Source organism: Maridesulfovibrio pacificus (SeqCode) (genome assembly GCF_048612815.1).
GTDB lineage: Bacteria > Desulfobacterota > Desulfovibrionia > Desulfovibrionales > Desulfovibrionaceae > Maridesulfovibrio > Maridesulfovibrio pacificus.
In genome coordinates this window covers 172,365-193,798 of record NZ_JBLZNE010000003.1, presented here as the reverse complement: position 1 = coordinate 193,798, position 21,434 = coordinate 172,365, and the positions used below count along the sequence as shown (strand labels likewise).

The following is a 21,434-nucleotide window of genomic DNA, read 5'->3' as shown; positions in this document are numbered from 1 at the left end:
ACGTACCATGCCCATTGTTTTTCTCATTTCAAGCAATACCAATGTAGAACCGTACCCGGTTTATCCCATCGGTATGTCGGTCATTGCCGGAGCCTTGCATGATGCCGGACATGAGGTCATCCAATATGACATGCTTGCGGCAGGGAACTCCCTTGATCACCTACGAAGTTCGCTTGCTAAGTCCGGACCGGATTACGCGGGGATATCAATCCGCAATGTGGATAACGTGGACTCCTTCACCTCCCACACCAACAAATTCATCCACAAAGCAAAGCTCATTGTGGATGTACTGAAAAAGGCCGGAATTCCGGTCATTGCCGGGGGCGCAGGTTTCTCACTGCTGCCGGAGGAAATCCTTGATTTCACCGGGGCTGATTATGGCATTGTTGGTGAAGGTGAACGCAAGATGGTCGAGCTGATTGCACAGCTGGAGCAGGGTAAAGAGGTAAAACAGATTTACGGCAAGGGGAAAGGGATTCCCGGCCACGAAATACAGATTCCTCGCTGGGAGCCGCAACTGCTACGCTATTACCTCAAGGAAAGCGGGGTTATTAATGTGCAGACCAAGCGCGGTTGCGAACACCACTGCGCCTACTGCACCTACCCTCACCTTGAAGGGCACAGAATGCGGGTCCGTCCGGTAAACGAGATTGCAGACGAGCTTGAAATGCTCTGCAATTGCGGTGCGGACAATATTTTCTTTACCGACTCCGTACTCAATGACCGCGCAGGTCATTACCTGCAAATGGCCGAAGAAATTATACGCCGGGAATTAAAAATCAGCTGGTGCGGTTTTTTCCAGCCCGGTCCCATTGAACATGATGAACTGGCCCTGCTCAAACGCTCCGGCCTGCAAGCCATGGAAGTAGGTACCGATGCCGCCAGCGATACCACTCTTAAAGGGTTGCGGAAAAGCTTCAATTTCGATGAGGTCATGGAATTTAATGATAAATGTGTGCAGCAACGTATTCCATGTGCTCATTTTGTAATATTCGGCGGACCAGACGAAACAATGGATACGGTTCGTGAAGGAATTGAGAACCTTAACTCTTTGCGTAACTGCGTGGTTTTCCCCTTTTCAGGCATACGGCTGCATGAAGGAACCCCGCTCTTTACAAGAGCCGTTAAAGAGGGTTTAATCCGCCCCAACCAATCGCTGCTTGAACCTTTTTATTACTTCTCCCCCCGGCTCGATAAAGATGAGATGAATGCGGCCCTGACCAAAGGATTCAAGAAACGCAGGGATCGACTATTCCCGCCTGACCAAGGCCAGCAACGCATTAACATTATGAAAAAATTTGGATTCCGGGGAATTCTCTGGGACCAGTTGATAAAATTTGATGACCAGCCCGGAAATAAAACATCTACTAAGTCAGCCGCAGATTCCGCTTATGCAGGTTAAGCCGCTAATAGTTATTCCCGTATACAACCACGGTGCAACCTTACGCGAAGTGGCCAGACGAGCTCTGAACTACGGTGAAGTGCTGATTATTGATGACGGCAGCACTGACGGCGGTTCTGATAAAGTCCGTGACCTTGATCTTACCGTGGTCAGCCACAGTGAGAACCTCGGCAAGGGTCAGGCCATACTTACTGCTGCGGATAAAGCTCGTGAGTTGGGCAAGACCCACATAATCACCATTGATGCCGATGGGCAGCATTTCCCTGAAGATCTCCCGATTTTTCTGGAAGCAATCGAGCAAAGCCCGGAAGCCATTTTCGTTGGCAGCAGGAATTTCGAAGGACAGAATGTGCCCGGAGCCTCCAAGTTCGGGCGCAGCTTTTCCAACTTCTGGCTGCGGGTCCAAACCGGGATCAAACTCAGTGATGTGCAGAGCGGATTCAGGGCCTACCCGCTGGAAATTTTCTCCGTGGTAAACACTTCTGAAACCCGCTACGCCTTTGAGGTAGAGATTCTGGTAAAATCAGCATGGGCCGGATACGAGCTGAAAGACCTGCCCATTGAAGTGCACTACCCTTCACCGGACGAACGGGTTTCGCACTTTGATGCCATCAAGGACAATGTTCGTATTTCACTCTTGAATACAAAGCTGACCATGCGTTCCTTTATGCCTGTGCCTCACCGCCAGTATGACAAGGATAAAGATGGTAAGATTACCCCCATCCACCCCCTGCGTTCGCTGCGCATCCTGCTCTCAAAGGATGAGACACCGCTCAATCTGGCTATTGCCGGAGCAATGGGAATGCTGCTCGGCACCTTGCCGCTTATCGCAATGCATTCCATTGCCATCCTTTTTCTTTGCAGTTTTTTCAGGCTGAGCAAGATCACCGGACTTGCCGTAAGCCAGCTATGCATTCCGCCGCTGGTTCCGGCCTTGTGTATCGAAGTCGGTCACTATATGCGCTACAACCAGTTTCTGACCGAAATCTCCTTACAGACACTGGGCTACGAAGCGCTGGATCGCTTCTATGAATGGGTATTGGGTTCGCTGGTTTTGGGACCGTCATTCGCAGCAATTATCGGCATTACGATCTACATTATGGCGTTTACCATTAAACGGTTTTTAGATATGAAACCGCAGTAATCCGGGCAGCCCTTATGAATCGCGATAAAAAATGGTCCAGCAGAAGTCTGGCCCCCGCATTTTTCCATCATATTTTCTACGGGCTGATTCGGGTATTGGGCAGACCGGGAGCATATTTCCTCCTGTTTTTCGTAGTCGGTTTTTACACCCTGCTGCCCGGAGTGCGCAGAAGACCTGCTGAATATATCCGCCGCAGGTTCAACCCGCAAAACAGGTTGAGCGAAGCACGCCATACATTCCTGCTTTACTGGAATTTCGGAAAAATGCTGGTCGACCGGGCTGTGCTGCGCATTCTGGGTGATTTTAAAGGCAGCGGCTCCGACGAGGACAAAAAACAGCTGCAGGAACTTTACGCCGAGCATAAACGGCTGATCCTGCTCACCGGTCATGTGGGCTGCTGGCAGATGGGCTTTTCATACCTCGGCTTTCTGGACGCGCCAAAGGCTGTGGTCATGCTTATGGAACGAGGGAATGTGGACAAGCACTCCTTTAAATGGAAAGTCTCCGGCGGAAACGGCCAAGGCAGTGAAAGTAAAGTCGAGGAAATCACAGTCATCAACCCCGCTGCCCCCATGGGCGGCACTCTGGAAATGCTCTCTGCCCTGCGTGAGAATTCCGTACTCTGTATCAACGGAGACCGAACCATGGGCGAAAGCAGACACAATGTACAGGTTGATTTTCTGGACGGAAAAATTGAACTGCCGATAACCCCGTTCAAAATTGCCGCGACAACTGATACGCCTATAGCTATGGTTTTTTCCAGCCGCAGCAAAGCCGGGGAAGGAATCTTTCGGGTAGCAAAAGTTATTCACGTACCCGCGGACACAGGCAAAAGGGAAGTGCGCGGAGCTGAAGCATTTATTCCCTATGCCCAGAAATTTTCCACTGAACTGGAAAGATATTGTCAGGAAAATCCATACCAGTTCTACAATTTTTATGATCTGTGGAACTGACAAAAATTGAAAAGAGGCAAAATTGCATACTAAACTAAAAGAGCTGCTTATTGAAGAACTGAACCTTGTCGACGTAACCGTGGACGAGATTGAAGATGACGCACCCCTGTTCGGCGAAGGTCTGGGACTTGATTCACTGGACGCTGTTGAAATCGTGGTTCTGGTTCAGAAAAATTTCAATGTGGAAATCAAGAACATGGAAGAAGGCAAGACAGCCTTCCAGTCCGTGAACAGTCTTGTTGATTTCATCAAGGAAAGACAGGCTTAATTCATGGACTGTCCCGTCAGCATCTGTGCCTGCGGCTGCATCTGTGCCGCCGGAAAGGACACCCGTACATGTTTTGGAACCATGCTGAACGGAAATGTCCAGCCGACTTTTGAGCCCGATTTTTCCTACGACCAGCCCATGCACTCGCCTGTGTTTGCGGTACCGCAGGAATGGCTTAAAAAACAGGACCGGACTCCCGCGCTGACCGAAACCATGCGCCTGCTTTTTCCTGCTGTGGATGAAGCTCTGGACCAAGCCGTTCTGAACAAAGAAAAACTGTCCGGCCTGAAAGTAGGGTCATGCATCGGTTCATCCACCGGAGCTTCGCTCAACTTCAAGTCATTCTACCAGCAATGGCGCGAAGGCTGCGAACCGGACCTTGACGTTATCGAAAGCTATATCCATTGCAATCCTGCTGCGGCTCTGGCTGAGAGCTACGGTTTGAACGGTCCGGTCCAGACAGTGACCAACGCCTGCTCTTCCGGCACCGATGCCATCGGCATTGCTGCTTCATGGATCAGACAGGGGCTGTGTGATCTGGTTATTGCCGGGGGTGCAGACGCGCTGAGCGGAATTTCCTATACCGGATTCTCCCGGCTGATGATCACCAGTACTGAAAAATGCCGTCCCTTTGACAAGGACAGGCAGGGTTTGAACCTCGGTGAAGGCGCGGCAGTTCTTATTCTTGCAAGCGAAGAGGCAAAACAGGAGCTGGGGCTCGATTCCATTGCCGAAGTAATGGGTTACGGCACCTGCTGTGATGCTCACCATCTGACTGCACCGCATCCAGAAGGGACCGGACTGAAACAGGCGATTAACTATGCTCTTGAACGCAGCGGAATCAATGCCCGCGAAATCGGCTTCATCAATGTTCACGGTACAGGGACCGAAAACAATGACCGCGTTGAAGGTCAGGTCATCAGCGAAATTTTCCCCGGCATACCATTTACCGGAACCAAAGGTTTTACCGGACACACCTTGGGTGCAGCCGGAGCCATTGAAGCGGTGATGTCGGTCATGTCCCTGCAAAACGGATTGCTCATGCCCACCAGTGGATTCAGTGAAGCCGCTGTAGAGTCGCCTGCAATCCCTGTTACCAAGAGCATGGAAATCTCAGCCGAATACGCCCTCAGCGATTCACTGGCCTTCGGCGGCAACAACTCCGCCCTCGTTTTCAAAAAGGGGGCAGCATGATCCGCCTTGCCTTACATGGAATCGGAACAGCACTGCCAGAAGGTGCCGGTACAGTAGATACTTCCGATCTCAATTCATATTTTGCACCGCGCCGTTTGCGCAGAGTGGACCACTTTACCCGCATGACAATGCTCGCCGGATGCCGTGCCTTACACGATGCAGCCGGAACGGTACAGGAAGACCTGAAAACCGCGATCCCCCTGCCCGATGACATGGGAATAGTTATCAGCACCGGATACGGCCCTTCGCAAACTGTTTTTGAATTTCTGGACTCCATCATTGATCACGGAGCGGGCTGCGCTTCACCGCTGGCTTTCTCCCATTCAGTGCACAATATCCCTGCGGCAACAATATCTCTTTTCCTGAATAATCCCAAGCCCTACACCACCATCTGCCAGTTACACGGACCATTGCTTGCCGCATTGCAGACTGCCGGATGCTGGCTGAATGAAGGCAGAGTAAAAAAAATACTTCTTGGTGTGGTGGATGAAAAAACCGCCCTTCTGGAAACCAACACTCGCCGTTTACTTGAAAGAAAGGGAGTTGCGAAGGATCTGATTCCGCTTAGTGAAGGGGCCTGTTTTTTTCTACTCGGTCCTGCTGACGAAGCAAACGATGCACAATACGGCGCAATGGAATTTAAAACCCTTTCCGCTCAAGAATTGCAGCAGGCAGAACTGCCAGAGCATAACTTTTGCGCTGCCAGATCACTGCGCAGACTGACTGAACTGGGCATAACTGCAACTGCCACGCAGCAGACGGATATGGTCTGCGCTGCCGGCCCTGCTCTAGTTGCCGCTGCTAAACAGCCAAGTGACAGCTGCTGTATCGAACAGGCCGGGAAAAATTTCGGGCTGATTTCCATAAAAGCGATGGGCTGATCATGTCTACCAAGCTGAAGCTGACTGCCCATGATATCAGGGAGATCATTTCCTCAGCCCTTCTTGCGGAAATGGATTACAACCAGAAGCTGACCCATTGTCAGGAAAACTCCCTTGCCGATAATTTCATCCCCGACTCAAAGAATATTCAGGAACCGAAAAAAATTATTGAACGGATCGGAACCCAGTTCGCCATTGATTCTAACAAACTGACAAAACACAGTATTGCTCAAATGGCTGAGCTGATTTTTAAGCAGACTAACGGCAAACCGCAGCAACTGACTTTTTTCACATCCGGCAGCACCGGAACTCCTGTTCCTGCCGTTTCCAGCTATTCTGATCTTGAGCAGGAAATCCATTCACTTGCTGCGATCTTTAACGAACGCAAACGGGTGGTCAGCTTTGTTCCCCGTCACCATATATACGGATTTCTTTTCTCTATCCTGCTGCCCAAAGCTCTGGAAGTTCCAATTGAGTACAGGGCCGCACTGCCCGGAGCCGAGCAGATTAAAACAATGCTCCCCGGCGACCTGATCATCGCTTTCCCCCTGCTCTGGAAAAAGCTTGAAAAACTGAATTGCCGATTCCCGGAAAACGTCTACGGAGTAACTTCTACCGGACCTTGCCCCGCCGAAACCATCAACAGCCTGCAAGCACAGGGACTGGACCGCATGACTGAAGTCTACGGATCATCCGAGACCGGAGGGGTAGGCTTCCGCCATGACCCATCCGGCATGTATACTTTGCTGGAACACTGGATACAGACCGGGGATTCCACAATCGAGAGGACCTCGGCAGACGGAAACAAACAGCAGCATACTCTGCAGGATAATCTGGAATGGCAGGGCAATAAATTTAAGCCCCTGAAACGATCTGACAAAGCCGTCCAAGTCGGGGGGATTAATGTTTACCCCGCACGGGTGGAGGCTATTTTCAAGAGCAATCCGCACGTCCGCGAGTGCGTAGTAAGGCTGATGCGCCCGGAAGAAGGGGAAAGGTTGAAAGCCTTTATCGTCCCCGCAGATGATGTTGAGTACGCAACACTTGAAAGAGAATTACGGGAACTTGCAGCAAACGAACTCACTCGCCATGAAAAACCCGGAAAATACGATTTCGGATCATCTCTACCGCTTTCGGAAATGGGGAAACTCAGCGACTGGTAAATAACTCAGCTAAGCAATTACCCACATTTCTCATCGCTCCTTCTAGTAATCTCTTAGAAAAAAGATTACGTTTTTATTAAACATAATCTGGAGCGCAAAGATGAATACGATCAATAAAACCATACTTCTGTTTTTCCTGCTCACTCTTTTCACTGCATCCTTTGCCCACGCCGAAGACGTAGCAAAAGGCGTCAACTGTCCTCCCGGCTGGAGTGATAATCAGGTTGCCCGTGGCGACAACCGGGTCAAGCAGTGCATCTCACCTTCACTTGATTCCAGTATCGAACTTTACGTTACTCCCGGCGGGAAAATCCCCATAGACAAGCTTCTGGATAATTGGATCACTGCCTTGAAACAGCAGGGTTTCCCTCTGGATAGACTGGTTTCCACCAAAAATGGACATGTCTCCGGCGCACCTGCCATTTTTCGTGAATATGAAGGAAAAGCCGATGACACCACCTATGAATCACTGCTGGCTGCCAGCCGTCATAACGGTGTAAATTACATCTTTCAGGGCCGCTATTCCGATACGGACCGCGAAGCCGAACAGCTTGTCAGACACTCTTTGAACACATGGAATTTTTCTGAAGACAGCACCAAAGAAGATACTCCTTACGACTCCCCGAAAAATGCCGGAACCAGCGGCAGTTTCAAAAATATAGGAGGCTGCTGGGCATGGGGACTGTGGAAAGCTCCTTCAGGCGCATCGGTTGTTATCCTCCCGGACGGTCGCGCCATATTTGACGGGCAGACCTTGAAACACTGGCGGCCAACATCGGAAGAAGCCACAATCATCATGGAAATCCCCGGTAAATGGGGTGGCGGAAGTGCCATGTGGACCCATCCCGAAGGACGCCATGATGTAATCATTCAAGAAGAATTCCCTGAAGCAAGGCAGATCCTCATCCGCGATTCATGGGAATACAGCTACAAGGGCAAGGCATTTAAAGCCTGCCACCACTAAAAAGTACCAGACGGCATAGAACGCGCAAGATGCAAGGCGCAAGAAAAAGGCTTTTCACCCGATGTGAAAAGCCTTTATGCGTGGTCTTGATCCCAGTGATCAAGACACTAGCCAGTCAGGAAATTTTTAACTGTTTTTCATACGCCGCAAGCGGGCCCGTCCTTCAGCAATCATGGATTCAAGACCGTAGCGTTTAACCCGGTATCCCATCTGCCGAGCAGAAAGGCCCAACGTTTCAGCAGCCTTGTACTGAATCCAACCGCTGCGTTCCAAAGCGGCGACAACTTCATTGCGCTCCACTTCCTTGAGCGAAGTACAATGGGGCAATTCATCATTAGGTGCCGGAGCACTTGAACCGGAAGAACTACTCGAAGTTCCGCGCTGCCCCGGTGCAAGATATGATTTCAGAAATTCGAGGGTGATGTATTCGGAATCGGACATGATCACCAGCCGCTCCAGCAAGTTCTGCATCTCACGCACATTACCCGGCCAATCGTAGAGCATAAGCGAATCAAGAGCCGCAGGAGTGAAAAACATCTTGCGCCCGTAGTCTTCGGCCATTTTCTGAATAAAATAGTTGAGCAGCCCGGTAATATCCTCTTTGCGATCCCGTAAAGGAGGAACGGTGATGGGGAAGATATTCAACCGGTAATAGAGATCAAGACGAAACTCACTCCTCTCCACCAGCACCCCGAGGTCGCGGTTGGTGGCTGCTAAGATGCGTACATCAATATTGCGGGTCTTGTTTGAACCGATCCGCTCCAGCTCTTTTTCCTGTAATACCCGCAAAAGCTTGGCCTGCAGGCTCATGGGAAATTCCCCGATCTCATCAAGAAAAATTGTCCCGCCGTCAGCTTCTTCAAAACGCCCCGGGCGGGTGGAGGCCGCCCCGGTGAAAGACCCTTTCTCATGGCCGAAAAGCTCGGACTCAAGCAGATTTTCCGGGATTGAAGCACAGTTAACCTTAATAAAAGGATGGCTGCTGCGGTCGGAAAGCTCATGGATAATCTTGGCCATGAGAGTTTTCCCGACACCGGACTCGCCCAGTAACAGGACTGTGGCCTTGGTCGGGGCAACCTTTTCCAATTGCCGCTGGACCTCGACCATAGCCGAACTCTGACCGACTATATAAAGCCCCTTGGACTTTTTTGAGATCTGATATTTCAAAGAGGTGTTTTCGCGCTTGAGGGCAGCTTCGCGCTCAAGGATTTTCTCATTAAGACTGATGAACTGGCCGATGAGGGTGGCTACAATTTTCAAAAAATCAATATCTTCTTCCGCAGCCACATGGTCACCGAAAATGCGGTCCACATTCAGCACACCGATGGGGTCGCTATGCAGGATGATCGGTACCCCGATAAACCCTACTTTAGCACGTTCAATCTTTCTGGCCCCGGTTTTATCAAGAAAAAGAGGTTCCTTGCTAATGTCGGGAACGTAATAAGGCTCCCCGGTCTGGAAGATGCGACCGGTGACCCCCTCATCGAGACGGTAAACACCGCGCTGCTTTTCTTCTATGGATAAACCGTAGGACGCATTAATTGAAAGCTGCTTGGTTTCCGGGTCGTAGAGGGTCACTGTCGCCCGCTTCATGCTCAGATTCTCCGAAAGAATACTGAGCACACCGTCTAGGGCGGACTCCAAATCAAGCGCCTGCTCAATGGCCTGACAGATTGCCAGCAACGCGGAAAGCTTAAGTCCGTGCAATGAAGGATACATATTTGCATCTAAGCAAACTAAGTGCCATTACATCAAAAAGTACAATATGCTACTATTTCAGCCTGTTATGAGAAGTACAATTTTGAATCCATTTACATTTATGTAAATTACCTAATGACAATGAACATTAATGGAAAAGTTGCCACCCATTCTTCAGCCATGGTATAATTCAATAGAGGAAACCGGTTCCTGTAAAAGAGGAGGGCTTATGCATGGCTGGGCAGGATGGATTTTACGGGTAGATCTGAATAGTGGGAGAATCAATAGAATCCCCCTTGATCCCGACATAGCGCGCAAATTCATCGGCGGGCGGGGATTAAATTAACTGACCTTATCCAATTTGGATCTGATTATAATCAGCAAACAGACAGACACCCCGGCCCGCAAGGAATAAGATGGCCTGCCCATATGGGAACTGGAGGATTATCCTAGTGGAGGAAAGCGCTGCTAACCAGTCCACAGTCCGGTAAAATCAAATGTATCCACATCCACTAATCCCCGGTCGGTAAGTTTCAGGCTGGGGATTACCGGCAGGGCCAAAAAAGATATGAGCATGAAGGGATTGTAGGAGCAGCCCAGCTTTTGTGTGGCCCGATTAAGTTCGCGTACTTCGTCAGCTACTTCGACAAGTCCTTTGTCACTCATTAATCCGGCAATAGGTAAAGGCAAGGTAGCCAGAATACTGCCTTCACGGACAACAGCAAACCCGCCGCCCATACGTACCACTTGCTGCGCGGCCAGCACCATATCCACATCATTCATCCCGGCAACGATCAGGTTATGGGAATCATGGGCCACTGTTCCGGCGATGGCACCTTGAGCAAGGCCCAATCCGCGCACAAAACCGGTAGCGCGGTTACCTGTAGCCCGATGCCTTTCGATGACAGTAAGCTTACTGATATCACGTGCGGGATCGGCTATGGGTACACCGTCTTCAAGCAGCGGTTCCATTACCAGATTTTCAGTCAGCAATTGACCGTGGGAAATTCCGATAACCCGTATTTTCCCGCTACCCTCCTCCGGTGCAAACATGGATTCATTAATTTCAGCACCAACGTTCATGGAGCTGCGCACAGGCAATCCATTGCCGGATTCAAAATCATGTTCATCCAAAGGCAGTCCATTCAAGAATACCTCATGAATAAAGAAATCCTTAAGATCATCCACCAGAAAACAATTGGCCTTGAACCCCGGTCCGATAGCCCCGTAACCATTCAACCCGAAGTAACGGGCCGGATTGATGGAGACCATCTGCACTGCCCTGAGCGGGTCGATACCCAGAGCAACAGCCCGCCGCAGGCCGTAATCAAGATGCCCGTTCTCGCGCAGGTCCAGCACATTTCGATCATCAGTAACTATCGAGATATTCTGGGAATTAAAATTATTTACCACACCGAGCAGGTCTTCCATATTCCGTTCAAGCGAACCTTCGCGCATCATCAAATGCATGCCCGCACGCAGTTTCTCCAGTGCTTCAGAAGTATTTGAACATTCGTGGTCGCTACGCGGTCCGGCAAGAATATAGCCGTTCAAATCCATGCCTGAAAGAAGCGGCGCATGACCGTCAATCACCTTACCCGCGGCTGCTTTCAATTTGGAAAGAACCACTTCATCTCCAGCAAGAACTCCGGGAAAATTCATCATTTCAGCCAACCCCAGAATTCTATCCGGGTAGAGGCGCAGAAAATGCTCCACATCAACAGAATTGAGACGTGCACCGGAATCCTCCAATGACGTAGCAGGAACGCAGGAAGGAAACATAAAAAAGATCGACACCGGCAGGTCGCGGGAAGTCTTGAGCATATACTCCACTCCCGTACGGCCCAAGACATTGGCTATTTCATGAGGATCGCAAACAACGGCAGCTGTGCCATGCTCGGCAACGGCGCGAGCAAAAACGGGCGGGGTCAGCAAAGTGGATTCAATGTGAATATGGCCTTCCACCAGTCCCGGAAGCAGGAACCGCCCTTTAGCATCATATTCGCGGTTGCCTTCATAGGGTCCGAACCCCAAAAACAATCCTTCAGCAATGCCGACATCCGCCTGATGAATTTCCCCGCTAAGCACATTAACCACCCGACAGTTACGGATAACCAGATCAACGTGTCCCGACCCGCGGGCCAAATCAATCATTCGGGCCAACTGCATAAATCCTCCGGTGTTGAAATCAATCAGAATATTCAGTTCTCGTTGATTTTAACACCTTTCAGCCGAGTATGACAGCTTTGCTATGTTTAAATCATGTTACTTTGTCCCGCTGCCAAGCTTGGCAATCTGGCCCTGTAGCATCTGCATTTTACCGCTGTACTGCCCAAGCACAGTATCAAGACGGGCATATTTAGCCTTCAGGGTTTTCTCCAGATTTTCCAGACGTGTCTTCTCATAATCCAATTTTTTATCGATGTTTTTGATAATGTCGTCATAATTCTTGTTAATAATATTCAGGATACCGGTCTTAGAGTTGGTCATATCTTTGAGCGTCTCAACCATCTCAATAACTTTCCCGGTTTTAATTCCAGCAGTACCAGTATATGTCCCATCATTCTGGTTATCCACTCGAATAGCCATTCCCATACCGGACATATCATCAGCTGTAATTTCCCAACCGGATATTCTTGCAGGCTTACCATTGATAGTCGCGGAGGTAATCTTACCACCTGAAATAGTATAAGAAATTTCGTGTGTCCCGGGTTTAGTCACCCCTTTAATTAATGATTTTACCGAAAAATTGGGCGAACTGGATCCTGTTTCATAGTCAGCTGAGAATAATTTTGCCACCCCTTCAGGATCATCTTTCATAGCTTTTTGAAACTTTTCCTCATCAATTTTCAATAAACCGAAATCAGGCGAGCCCTGATCTGTTTCCGTTTCAATTCCAAGAGTTCGCAGGGTATTATATTTATCTCCTGTCCCCATTGACGAATCATAATTATTAAATCCACTCCCCTTGGTCGCGGTAAGATCCTTAAATCTTTGCGCTGCAAGCTGGACACCATAGTTACCAGTCAAGACCGAAGCTTCATTGGTCTCGGAATCAACCTTAGAATTATCGCGCAGAGCTTTACGGACAATATTCACCTGTTCCACAAAATTACGAATATTCTCGATTACCTTCTCAGTGTCAGTATTTACGTTGACAATAACGACCTTAGGAGAAGTGATACTTTTGAGAGTAAGAGTTAACCCCTGGGCGGCATCAGTAATTGTATTGCTATCACGCTCAATCCATTTGTCTGTTCCTGACGGAAATCCATCAATTTTAATTTTTGAATTCTGACCCTGCTGAAGATGCTGCATCCCTACAGGGTGGAGCGGTAGAAGGGTTGTGCTATTGTTAAAAGTAATTCTATTAGCATCCCCCATTTTTAAGCTGCTGAATTTAAGACGGTAATCATTACCTGTCTTTACAGCCTCCACATTCACCCTGCCCTTAAGTTCTTCAGTTGCATTTAGCATACTGACCAGACCGCGAACAGTTGTTCCCGCCGGAACATCAATATTTACGGTTTTGCCTCCACAACTTATGCTGACTTTGCTCGCTGTAGGAGAAATGACCGTTTTCTCAGAAGGAAATCCAACTGAGGATGTCCAAATATCATTGCAGGCCAACTGGTTAATTTCAACTGCATAAGGAGAAACCGGAGCAGTACTGTCGGCAGTAACACTTATATAATCAGGAGCAGTAACAGTCGTAGTCCGGCCCATGAACTTGCCGATGGAATCCATCTCCTTCAACGCAGTGCTCAAGGTAACCATTTGTGAGTTTAGTTCTTTAAGACTTTCCTGCTTCTTTACCCACTGGGCTCGCCATTTCTCCAGTCTCCGTTGGTGAAAACCTTGCTGTTTAATGGAGGTCTCAACAATCTTGCCAAAATCAGTACCATTACCCAGCTTTTCAAATTTTGTCTTACCGGACCAGTAACTGGAGGTCTTCCCGGCGGAGGAGACCTGTGCTCCTACTCTTCCTATATCTGACATGGCTCTTTTCCTTACATATAGTTGAGGATGGACATTTGATTGATCATCCGCGAACTGCGGGCCACGGCTTCATAAATAAGCTCACTCTGCTTCAACTCATTAAGCAGTTCACCAAGATCGGCATCCTCCAGCCTACTCAGCAGGGCCGTATTGTTATCCTTACGGATATCGGCCAGTTTTTCCGCGCTGGCCGCCCTGTTCATGCGCGCCCCGATTTCAGCGGCTTTCATTTCCACATGCTCATGAACCTTCTTCAGCTCAGCCACACATTCGCCGATGCCTTCTTTATCGTTGGTCTCCACATAGCCGATCAGCTTACCCAGAGTTTCAAAGAGGTTGCTGTTATTGTCGTCAGGAGAAGGAGTAGGATTGGATGTTCCGGGCCTGGTATAAATTCCGCCGAAGATTTCTTTGCCCACATTGTTGACCCGTATGGAACGGCTCTGGGAAATATCGAGGCGAAGGTCAGCTGTATTTGGACGGATGACAAACTGGTCCCCTTTGCTGAAAGTCGCGCCTGCACCGGAGGACAAGGTGAGGCTGCCGCCGGGAACTTCAAGGCGAGTATCAGCGGAGACATTGGAATGGACCCAGGTAGCTCCATTATCAAGGCTGTAGGAATAGGTAATCGGAGGGGTGTTTACATCACCATTCTTATCAATCTGAACCAGCACATCTGAATGGAATTTGCCGTCAGCCTTGGTATTGACCTGAGTCTCCCCATACGTAGCGACATTAAGGTCATCGTTATCATCACCTTTATACTCAAGAGCAGGACGAACGATGAGCCTTGTTCCACCCTCGTCCGTATGTTCTGTCACTGCGGTCCCGTTCTTCAACTCCACAGTGGCAGGCCCCAGATCAAGCTCAGTGTCTCCGGGATTCAAGGTTCCGGTTTTCCAAGTCTTCCCACCATCGGAACTGTATTTATAGGTGATTGCATCGGTACCCACGGTTCCACCGGAAGTGAAACGGACATCCACCGAACTTTCCGAGCCTCCCTTCACTGCAACAACAGAATCAGCAGAAAGATTTGGGTCGGTTGTTGTCGCATGCAATGTTTCCTCATAAGCGTTGATATCCAGCTTATGTCCGGCGAAAATTGACTTACCACCAAATTCTGTATTGGACTTATTAAGCAGGTTACCCAGAATCCCGCGTAGTTCCTGACCTATGGAGCGGCGCTGTTCAGCGGTCAGAGTTCCGGTTGCAGCCTGTTCTGCCAGAGTCTTGATACGGCCGATATCGGTACTGGTCTGCTGCAATACACCGTCAGCCAGACTCAGCCAGCTGGAAGCGGTCTTGATATTCTTTATGTACTGATCGGTCTCTAAACCGAAGGAACGGCAATTAATGATCCCGCCCATGGCTGCCGGATCATCAGACGGAACCAGTACCCGCTTCTGTGCAGAGTTGCGCATATTGGCCTCAGCCATGCGGCTCATGGATGAGTTCAGGTTGTAAAGCGACATGTTGAAAATCTGATTGGTGGTAATTCTCATATCAGCCCCCTACTTAAGCGAAAGCAATGTATCGAACATCTCGTTGGCAGTTTTGATCAACTGGGCCGCGGTCCGATAGGAACGCTGATAACTCGCGATAATATCCATCTCTTCATCAATGCTGACTCCGCCCACGGACTCCTGCTTATCCACCAGTCCTTTAAGAACTGTCTGGGAGATAGACATGTTTGCCTTGGCATCAGCAGCATCAGATCCGACAGTTGCCACAAGTGAGGAATAGTAATCGTTAAAACTGGACTCGGTGGAAGTGCCACCGGAATTGAAATTGATGTTCTTCTTTCCGGCAAGGGCTGCTACGGCCCGTGCTGTGGCATTATCACCCTTGTTGACTTCCCCGGCTCCATTCACATGCGCGGCAGCGATTTTTGAAGGGTCAGCCTCAATGGATGAATTAACTTTAATAGAAGCAGCATCATGACCTTCAAAGAAGGTATTAATCCCCAGTCCGGCAAGTACACCGCTGCTATCATTGGAAAACTGAAAGCGATTATCGCCCAGTCCCTTGATGGAAAGTTTGCCGTCGGTGATCACGGCCTGCGCCTTTCCGGAAAAACTGGCATTTATGGCGTCACGCACGTTCTCAAGGGAATGAACTGAAGGATCGAAATTCTTTTTACCCGGAGGTATGGAAGAGAAATCAACTGCTGAAACCGAAACTTTATCCCCGGTACCGGCACTATAGAAAGCCATACTGAAACTACCCGCAGTAAGCTTATCCGCATACGGTAGGTTGCTATTTGCAAGCGGCACGGTACTGTCGCGCACCTCATATGTTCCGATGGTATTGGCATGGTTGACCAGCCCTGCTCCCTGTGAATGGGCGCGGTTCACTTCCCAGGCAATGGATTTTGCAAAAGCATTCAGCTTATCGATATACGAACCGATCTTTTCGTCTCTGGCCCGCAGAAGTCCGGCAATGGAGCCGCCTTTTAAGCGACGCTCACCGTCATTTCCGGCAAGCGGGCTGACGGATTCAGATGTGGAAGTGTTCTTATACCAGCGGACTTCTGTCTTAGGAGTAAGGGTAAAACGGTCTCCATCCTTAAGCTGGGTGGTAGCTGCGCTGGCACTGCTGCCCTCTTTACCGAACCAGAATTTGACCCCGCCTACAGTTACAGCATCATTCTGCCCTCCGGCAGTGAACAATTTCTCGCTGCCATCCGGGTTACTGATCCATGTCTTGCCGCCGTCACGCGATACCTTGAACTGTGCTGCCGGGGCCGCACCGGAAGCATTACCGTCACTGACCACCTGAATGGTAAGTTCTTCACCGGACTGACCGCTGAAATGGACTTCATCTTTGAACGGAGAACCGGGAACAAGCGAATTACTCACTCTGCCCTGTTCAAATTTAAATTCAAAAGCCTTATCGCCTTCAACCAGCTTCTGCCCTTCACCCAGTGAAACGATAACCTGCCCGGAAGGTTCTTCCTGCACACTGATATCCACCAGTGAAGACAATCCGCGAAGTACAATATCCCGGCGGTCCAGCAAGGTGTTATCATTTGGATTGGCAATAATCTGCTTATTCAGCTCAGCCAGTTCCTTGATGGCATCATTAGCCTTGCCAACTTCCTGTTTCAGGTGGGTGGTGATCAAATCCTGCTGACGGCGCAGATCACCCACAACAGAACTCAACTGAGCGGAGAACTTCTGAGCCGCGCCCACGAGGGCAACCCTGTTCGCTCCCAGTTTCGGGTTATCGGCAAGACCTTGCCACGCAGCCCACATATCAGACATGGATGTGCCGATTCCTGCGTCTTTGCTCTCCACAAAAAACTTCTCAACCATGGAAAGGTTTCCGGCTTCAGCATTCCAGCGCGAGAATTCAGGGCTTTTGTCCAGCACGCCCCGCTCAAGGAACTGCGAAAGGTTGCGCCTGATGCTATCTACTGTAGCCCCGGTACCGTAGGACCAGCGACCGTCCCTGATCGACATGCTTTCATCCTGAACAACAGTCCTGCGGCGGTATCCGGGGGTCTTCAAATTAGCTACGTTGTTGCCGTGAACAGATAAGCCTATCTGGGCGTTCTGCATGGCACCGCGGCCTATGGAAAATATATTGCCAAGCATGGTGTGCTCCCATGTGTGCCTCCGGCGGCCCTTCGGGGACTTAAACCCTTTTGCAAAAGGGTTTAAGAATCCCAAAACCTTTCATTATGCTTCGCGTCTTTATTAACGAACAGTTGTCCATACAAAGTGGCGAAGTTTTATTGAAAAGTTTTAAAGGGATAGGGTCTGGGGAAGGGAAACTTTTGGAAAAAGTATCCCTTCCCCAGCTTCCGGGGCATTCAAAAACTATCTCTTCAACTGAATCAATTCGCCTAAAAGCTGGTCAGCTGTGGTGATGGCTTTACTGTTGGCCTGAAAGCCGCGCTGGGTGGTGATCAGTTTGACCATTTCATCACCAACATCCACGTTGGATTGCTCCAGCTTGTTGGAGGCGATGGAACCAAGCGGTCCTGTTCCGGCCCGTCCTGTCAGAGCCGGACCGGAATCCCGGGTACTGGAGAAAAGGTTTCCTCCTTCCCGGCGCAAACCGTACTGATTGTTGAAGTTGGCGAGGGTGAGCACATAGAGATCGAGCACCTGCCCATTGGAATACCTACCGGTGACAACGCCATCGCGGTCGACCTCCACAGCCTGCAGGAAACCTGCTCCGTAACCGTTCTGGTTCTGGGAGTTGCGGGCGTTTCCGGTATCATAGGAAGTTGAATAAGAGGCACTACGCTTGGGAGTAGTGAAATTGGGAATCCGTGACAGATTGGAACCTACGACTGAAGCATCGGTTGTTCCCGGTGTAGTCCATGTTGCCGGATTACTGCCATTACTCAAACCGAAATCAAGAGTAATTGGATTGGCATCCGGATCGTTGGCAAGGTTTGCGTTGGCTTTACCAAGAAAGTTTGCAGTAAAAATAGGCTTGCCGGAATCGTCCATAGGAGAAGGCACCCAGTTACTGAGGTCTTTCATGCTGCCAGTCGCAGAACCATCAAGGGAAAAAGAACTCATACCGATCATTTCACCGCGGGGGTTGAAAGTCATGGTTCCGGTCATAAGCAGCCCGGCAGCGGAAGAAGTCTTCATACTTGTACCGTTTATGGTCCTGCCGTCTTCACCCGGAGGGACAGTAACGATAAATTCGTAGACCCTGTTACCGGCAGCATCAGTTGTAACCTGATCATTTTTCACCGGATCAAAATAGATGGTCAGGTCGTGAGAGGTGCCGCTTTCATCAAAGGTCTTGATAGTATTCTGAAAAGCATAGCGGTCTGCCGGGATGGGCGGATTTTTAGTGCCGTCCCAGGTCTGGTGAAGAGAAAAAAAAGGCTGACCTGTTACATCACATTTATCCTCAGCCTTGGAACTGAGGTTAACGTTCATGGAAATTTCGGAAGTACGCACCGGGGGAGACTGAAATCTATCCAATACAATATCTGTGGGAGTACCGATGATGTCCGGTTTCCCGCTTTCGGAATTGGGATTTACTTTCCAGCCCTGCACAACATAGCCGTGAGGATCAGTGAGCACCCCTTGCTTATTGAAAATGAAATTTCCGGCCCGGGTATAATATGTTCCATCTGTGTCCGGGTGACGGACGCTGAAAAAGCCCTTACCGCCGATAGCTACGTTTGTGGCTTCGGACGAAGGCTCAAAAGGTCCCTGCTGGAAGTCACCGTAAATAGAAGCGATGCCGACACCATGACCTACCTGGCCGATACCGCCTCCGGTATTGATTGCGCTGTAAAATGTATCTTCAAATGAAGTGCGCGCGCCCTTGAATCCGATGGTGTTGCCGTTGGCAAGGTTGTTACCGATAATGCTCATAGCCTGACTGTGAGCACGGATGCCGCTGATGCCGTTGTACATTGATCCTTTTAAGCCCATGAGAATCTCCTTGCGGTAAAAAGTTAAGCAACAACTCTTGTCACGTTGGACAAAAGCACCTTGCGGCCATCTTCCAGCTCCAGAATGTGTTGACCTCCAGCCATATTCACGGCCTTGATCTTTCCGGAGACTTCAGTAGTTGCGAGAACCTTCTTGCCTTTGGGGGTTTCTGCACGGACGGCAATATTGTACTGCCCGTCTTCTGCGACGTTGCCGTCTTTGTCTTTACCGTCCCATTTAAAATCAACATCCCCGGCAGTCATGCCGCCCAAATCGACAGAACGGATCAATCCACCGTCTTTGTCATAAATGTCCACATAGACAGACTTGCATGCTGCAGGGAAAGAGATATTGACTGAAGAGATTTCAGAACCGTCTTTGGACACACCAAAGCCTTTAGCCATAACGCTTTTGCCGATATAGCCGGTAGCATTAAGGCCTACCATTGCGTTGACTGTTTCAGTGAGGCCATCCATTGCCTTGGAGATATTGGTGAGTCTTTCAACAGTGGAAAACTGGGCCAGCTGAGCCAGCTGTTCCTTGTTATCCATGGGATTGACGGGATCCTGATTCTTGAGCTGGGTAACAAAAAGCTTCAGGAATGCGTCTTTATTAAGATCCTTGCTTGGAGTCTTAGGGGTGGCGTTCTTGTTTACACTATTTAAATACGCGGTGGTGTCGATCATGATTTCCTCCTGTTCTGCACAACAGCTTGGGTCCGGCGAGAAATACGCTGGACAAGTTGATGCGCCTCAAGGAGGCAATCAGCCTATGAACCGGGATTCGGCATGATCAAGGCAGGGAAGAAACAGTTGATGAAGGGGTAACTGTTTCCAGCTGTGCAGACGTGAGAGGAAGTGGGTTGGGGAGGTCTTTCTATCACGCCATGACCTTGAACTCCCGGTCATTATCGTTATCAGAATCTTTTTCTTGAATAAGCTCCTTGGCTTTTTCAGTGCAGTGACCGCCGAAAGGGGCGATAACCGCTCCATTGAGGTTGCGCTTCATCTCAATGACAGCCTTTCTGCAAGACTGGCATTCAGCAAAGTGGGCCTCAAGACTGCTGACCTGTTCATCTGTAGCAGTACCATCGAGATACATGCATATCTCATCGATATCCGGGCAGGCAGGAGTAGGGCCGAAAGGAAGGTCCTTCTCCGTGCGGCTGCAACTTTTACGTCCGGTTCCGTCCATGGAACACCTCGTTATTTTTTGTCTGCCGGTCCATCCATGCAACGGCAGGGGTGCTGTGTCCGTTAAATCCATTAATTAGATTTAATTTACGACACTAACGGGTCAGCGCATAAGATTCCTCACTGACTCCGTGGTAGGAACGCAGCTTAATCAGGGCCTTATGTTTGGCACTCCTGACCGACTGCTCCTTGATTCCGATAAAATCGGAAATTTCCGAAATATCAAGCCCATCCTCAAAATAAAGTTTCACTATCAGCTTCTGGCGAGGCGAAAGCAGCTGCTCCGGGATATCCAGTCCTTCCTGGACCGGATCTACAGGAGCTTCAAGCTCGTTGATGAAATCATCTAAAGGAGCTAAACAATACACTCCCTTGCGCAAAAAATCCATAGTAACACTTCTGGAAATAACCATTAACCAAGTTGTAATTTTGGCTTTTTGCGGATCATATCGCCTTAACAGACTTCTATCATTCTGTACAAGGCGCAGGAAAACGTTCTGGCAAATGTCATCAACGTGATGCTGAGAGTAAAACTTAAGTTTGCTCTTTAATGTATTATTAATGGTGAAATAGATTATCCCAGAATACCTCTCTACAAAAGCATTCCAAGAACAACTATCTCCTTCGCTACACTTTCTGATAATATTTACTATTGCCTTTTGTTCTAAGCTCAAAACAATCACCCGATGTCTTTGTTTAATGCTTCTTAATATTTTCCCTTCATCATAACAGGCTGATTGCCTCCATGGGCATTCTTACAACTGTATACGCAGGAAAAAACCGAAACATCCCCACTCTCTTTATAAAAACTTAACTATAATTACTCCTTCTAAACTTAACTCCGTTAAATCAAGATCTTAACGAAAGATACTTTTTCCATTTTTCCGAGGGATAAAGACTCATGTCCCGTACTAATTAAGTCCGACGCGAGGCTGATTTTCAATGTAAGCTCATGCCGTAAATACGCGAAACGTATTTGAACTTGCATGGAATTAACAATGTCCACGCTGGCGCTAGGAATAGGCAGAAACGAATCCTGCCGGGCTGGCTGTAAGAAACTTTATATAACTTTAGAAATCATCTCAATAGGCAATATTTTCCGCATATTAGGATTTCAAATAATATAGAGTCAATTGTCAGTACAAATCTTATAACTCAAATATG

Annotated in this window: 17 protein-coding genes; 8 read left to right on the top strand and 9 right to left on the bottom strand. The window is 49.1% G+C overall.

Annotated elements, in window-relative coordinates:
* Positions 1-7 precede the first annotated feature (7 nt).
* The 8 genes from ACNI23_RS20180 (at position 8) to ACNI23_RS20145 (ending at position 7,969) form a co-directional block, all read left to right on the top strand.
* Positions 8-1,402 (top strand): lipid biosynthesis B12-binding/radical SAM protein, encoded by a 1,395-nt coding sequence (locus tag ACNI23_RS20180; RefSeq protein ID WP_420251011.1) that lies wholly within the window; start codon positions 8-10, stop codon positions 1,400-1,402.
* Positions 1,392-2,546 (top strand): DUF2062 domain-containing protein, encoded by a 1,155-nt coding sequence (locus ACNI23_RS20175; protein ID WP_420251010.1) that lies wholly within the window; start codon positions 1,392-1,394, stop codon positions 2,544-2,546. The genes ACNI23_RS20180 and ACNI23_RS20175 overlap by 11 nt, the downstream gene beginning before the upstream one ends.
* A 14-nt stretch (positions 2,547-2,560) precedes the next feature.
* A complete protein-coding gene (locus ACNI23_RS20170; RefSeq protein WP_420251009.1) occupies positions 2,561-3,499 on the top strand; it encodes an LpxL/LpxP family acyltransferase in 939 nt (312 codons plus the stop codon).
* Between the two features lie 22 nt (positions 3,500-3,521).
* Positions 3,522-3,767, top strand: coding sequence for a phosphopantetheine-binding protein (locus tag ACNI23_RS20165; protein ID WP_420251008.1), 246 nt, complete (start codon positions 3,522-3,524; stop codon positions 3,765-3,767).
* Between the two features lie 3 nt (positions 3,768-3,770).
* Complete coding sequence (locus ACNI23_RS20160) at positions 3,771-4,961, top strand: beta-ketoacyl-[acyl-carrier-protein] synthase family protein (protein WP_420251007.1); 1,191 nt, start codon at positions 3,771-3,773, stop codon at positions 4,959-4,961.
* Complete coding sequence (locus ACNI23_RS20155; RefSeq protein WP_420251006.1) at positions 4,958-5,842, top strand: beta-ketoacyl synthase chain length factor; 885 nt, start codon at positions 4,958-4,960, stop codon at positions 5,840-5,842. The genes ACNI23_RS20160 and ACNI23_RS20155 overlap by 4 nt, the downstream gene beginning before the upstream one ends.
* Before the next feature lie 2 nt (positions 5,843-5,844).
* Positions 5,845-7,005 carry an AMP-binding enzyme gene (locus ACNI23_RS20150; protein ID WP_420251005.1) on the top strand — a complete coding sequence of 387 codons (1,161 nt, stop codon included), beginning with the start codon at positions 5,845-5,847 and terminating at the stop codon, positions 7,003-7,005.
* Between the two features lie 100 nt (positions 7,006-7,105).
* Complete coding sequence (locus ACNI23_RS20145; protein WP_420251004.1) at positions 7,106-7,969, top strand: hypothetical protein; 864 nt, start codon at positions 7,106-7,108, stop codon at positions 7,967-7,969.
* Positions 7,970-8,095: 126 nt separating this feature from the next.
* Here ACNI23_RS20145 and nifA read toward each other — a convergent pair whose 3' ends face one another.
* From nifA to ACNI23_RS20100, 9 genes are all read right to left on the bottom strand, one after another.
* Positions 8,096-9,688, bottom strand: coding sequence for a nif-specific transcriptional activator NifA (gene nifA / locus ACNI23_RS20140; protein WP_420251003.1), 1,593 nt, complete (start codon positions 9,686-9,688; stop codon positions 8,096-8,098).
* A gap of 447 nt (positions 9,689-10,135) precedes the next feature.
* Positions 10,136-11,836 carry an adenine deaminase gene (gene ade / locus ACNI23_RS20135; protein WP_420251002.1) on the bottom strand — a complete coding sequence of 567 codons (1,701 nt, stop codon included), beginning with the start codon at positions 11,834-11,836 and terminating at the stop codon, positions 10,136-10,138.
* A 96-nt stretch (positions 11,837-11,932) separates the two neighbouring features.
* On the bottom strand, positions 11,933-13,666 hold the full coding sequence (gene fliD / locus ACNI23_RS20130) for a flagellar filament capping protein FliD (protein WP_420251001.1): 1,734 nt from the start codon (positions 13,664-13,666) through the stop codon (positions 11,933-11,935).
* 11 nt (positions 13,667-13,677) lie between these two features.
* On the bottom strand, positions 13,678-15,168 hold the full coding sequence (gene flgL, locus ACNI23_RS20125) for a flagellar hook-associated protein FlgL (protein WP_420251000.1): 1,491 nt from the start codon (positions 15,166-15,168) through the stop codon (positions 13,678-13,680).
* 9 nt (positions 15,169-15,177) lie between these two features.
* A complete protein-coding gene (gene flgK / locus ACNI23_RS20120) occupies positions 15,178-17,262 on the bottom strand; it encodes a flagellar hook-associated protein FlgK (protein ID WP_420250999.1) in 2,085 nt (694 codons plus the stop codon).
* A 225-nt stretch (positions 17,263-17,487) separates the two neighbouring features.
* A complete protein-coding gene (locus tag ACNI23_RS20115) occupies positions 17,488-19,077 on the bottom strand; it encodes a flagellar hook protein FlgE (RefSeq protein WP_420250998.1) in 1,590 nt (529 codons plus the stop codon).
* Positions 19,078-19,100: 23 nt separating this feature from the next.
* Complete coding sequence (locus tag ACNI23_RS20110; RefSeq protein WP_420250997.1) at positions 19,101-19,763, bottom strand: flagellar hook assembly protein FlgD; 663 nt, start codon at positions 19,761-19,763, stop codon at positions 19,101-19,103.
* 193 nt (positions 19,764-19,956) lie between these two features.
* Complete coding sequence (locus ACNI23_RS20105; RefSeq protein ID WP_420250996.1) at positions 19,957-20,271, bottom strand: anti-sigma factor family protein; 315 nt, start codon at positions 20,269-20,271, stop codon at positions 19,957-19,959.
* A gap of 94 nt (positions 20,272-20,365) precedes the next feature.
* Complete coding sequence (locus ACNI23_RS20100; protein WP_420250995.1) at positions 20,366-20,953, bottom strand: RNA polymerase sigma factor; 588 nt, start codon at positions 20,951-20,953, stop codon at positions 20,366-20,368.
* Positions 20,954-21,434: the final 481 nt, after the last annotated feature.

Excerpts from the sequence above, each read along its gene's own strand:
- ACNI23_RS20150 (WP_420251005.1), top strand. The coding sequence starts at position 5,845 with ATGTCTACCAAGCTGAAGCTGACTGCCCATGATATCAGGGAGATCATT.
- nifA (WP_420251003.1), bottom strand. The coding sequence starts at position 9,688 with ATGTATCCTTCATTGCACGGACTTAAGCTTTCCGCGTTGCTGGCAATC.
- ACNI23_RS20110 (WP_420250997.1), bottom strand. The coding sequence starts at position 19,763 with ATGATCGACACCACCGCGTATTTAAATAGTGTAAACAAGAACGCCACC.
- ACNI23_RS20105 (WP_420250996.1), bottom strand. The coding sequence starts at position 20,271 with ATGGACGGAACCGGACGTAAAAGTTGCAGCCGCACGGAGAAGGACCTT.
- ACNI23_RS20115 (WP_420250998.1), bottom strand. The coding sequence starts at position 19,077 with ATGGGCTTAAAAGGATCAATGTACAACGGCATCAGCGGCATCCGTGCT.
- fliD (WP_420251001.1), bottom strand. The coding sequence starts at position 13,666 with ATGTCAGATATAGGAAGAGTAGGAGCACAGGTCTCCTCCGCCGGGAAG.
- flgK (WP_420250999.1), bottom strand. The coding sequence starts at position 17,262 with ATGCTTGGCAATATATTTTCCATAGGCCGCGGTGCCATGCAGAACGCC.
- ACNI23_RS20155 (WP_420251006.1), top strand. The coding sequence starts at position 4,958 with ATGATCCGCCTTGCCTTACATGGAATCGGAACAGCACTGCCAGAAGGT.
- ACNI23_RS20145 (WP_420251004.1), top strand. The coding sequence starts at position 7,106 with ATGAATACGATCAATAAAACCATACTTCTGTTTTTCCTGCTCACTCTT.
- ACNI23_RS20170 (WP_420251009.1), top strand. The coding sequence starts at position 2,561 with ATGAATCGCGATAAAAAATGGTCCAGCAGAAGTCTGGCCCCCGCATTT.
- ACNI23_RS20160 (WP_420251007.1), top strand. The coding sequence starts at position 3,771 with ATGGACTGTCCCGTCAGCATCTGTGCCTGCGGCTGCATCTGTGCCGCC.
- ACNI23_RS20180 (WP_420251011.1), top strand. The coding sequence starts at position 8 with ATGCCCATTGTTTTTCTCATTTCAAGCAATACCAATGTAGAACCGTAC.
- ade (WP_420251002.1), bottom strand. The coding sequence starts at position 11,836 with ATGCAGTTGGCCCGAATGATTGATTTGGCCCGCGGGTCGGGACACGTT.
- flgL (WP_420251000.1), bottom strand. The coding sequence starts at position 15,168 with ATGAGAATTACCACCAATCAGATTTTCAACATGTCGCTTTACAACCTG.
- ACNI23_RS20175 (WP_420251010.1), top strand. The coding sequence starts at position 1,392 with ATGCAGGTTAAGCCGCTAATAGTTATTCCCGTATACAACCACGGTGCA.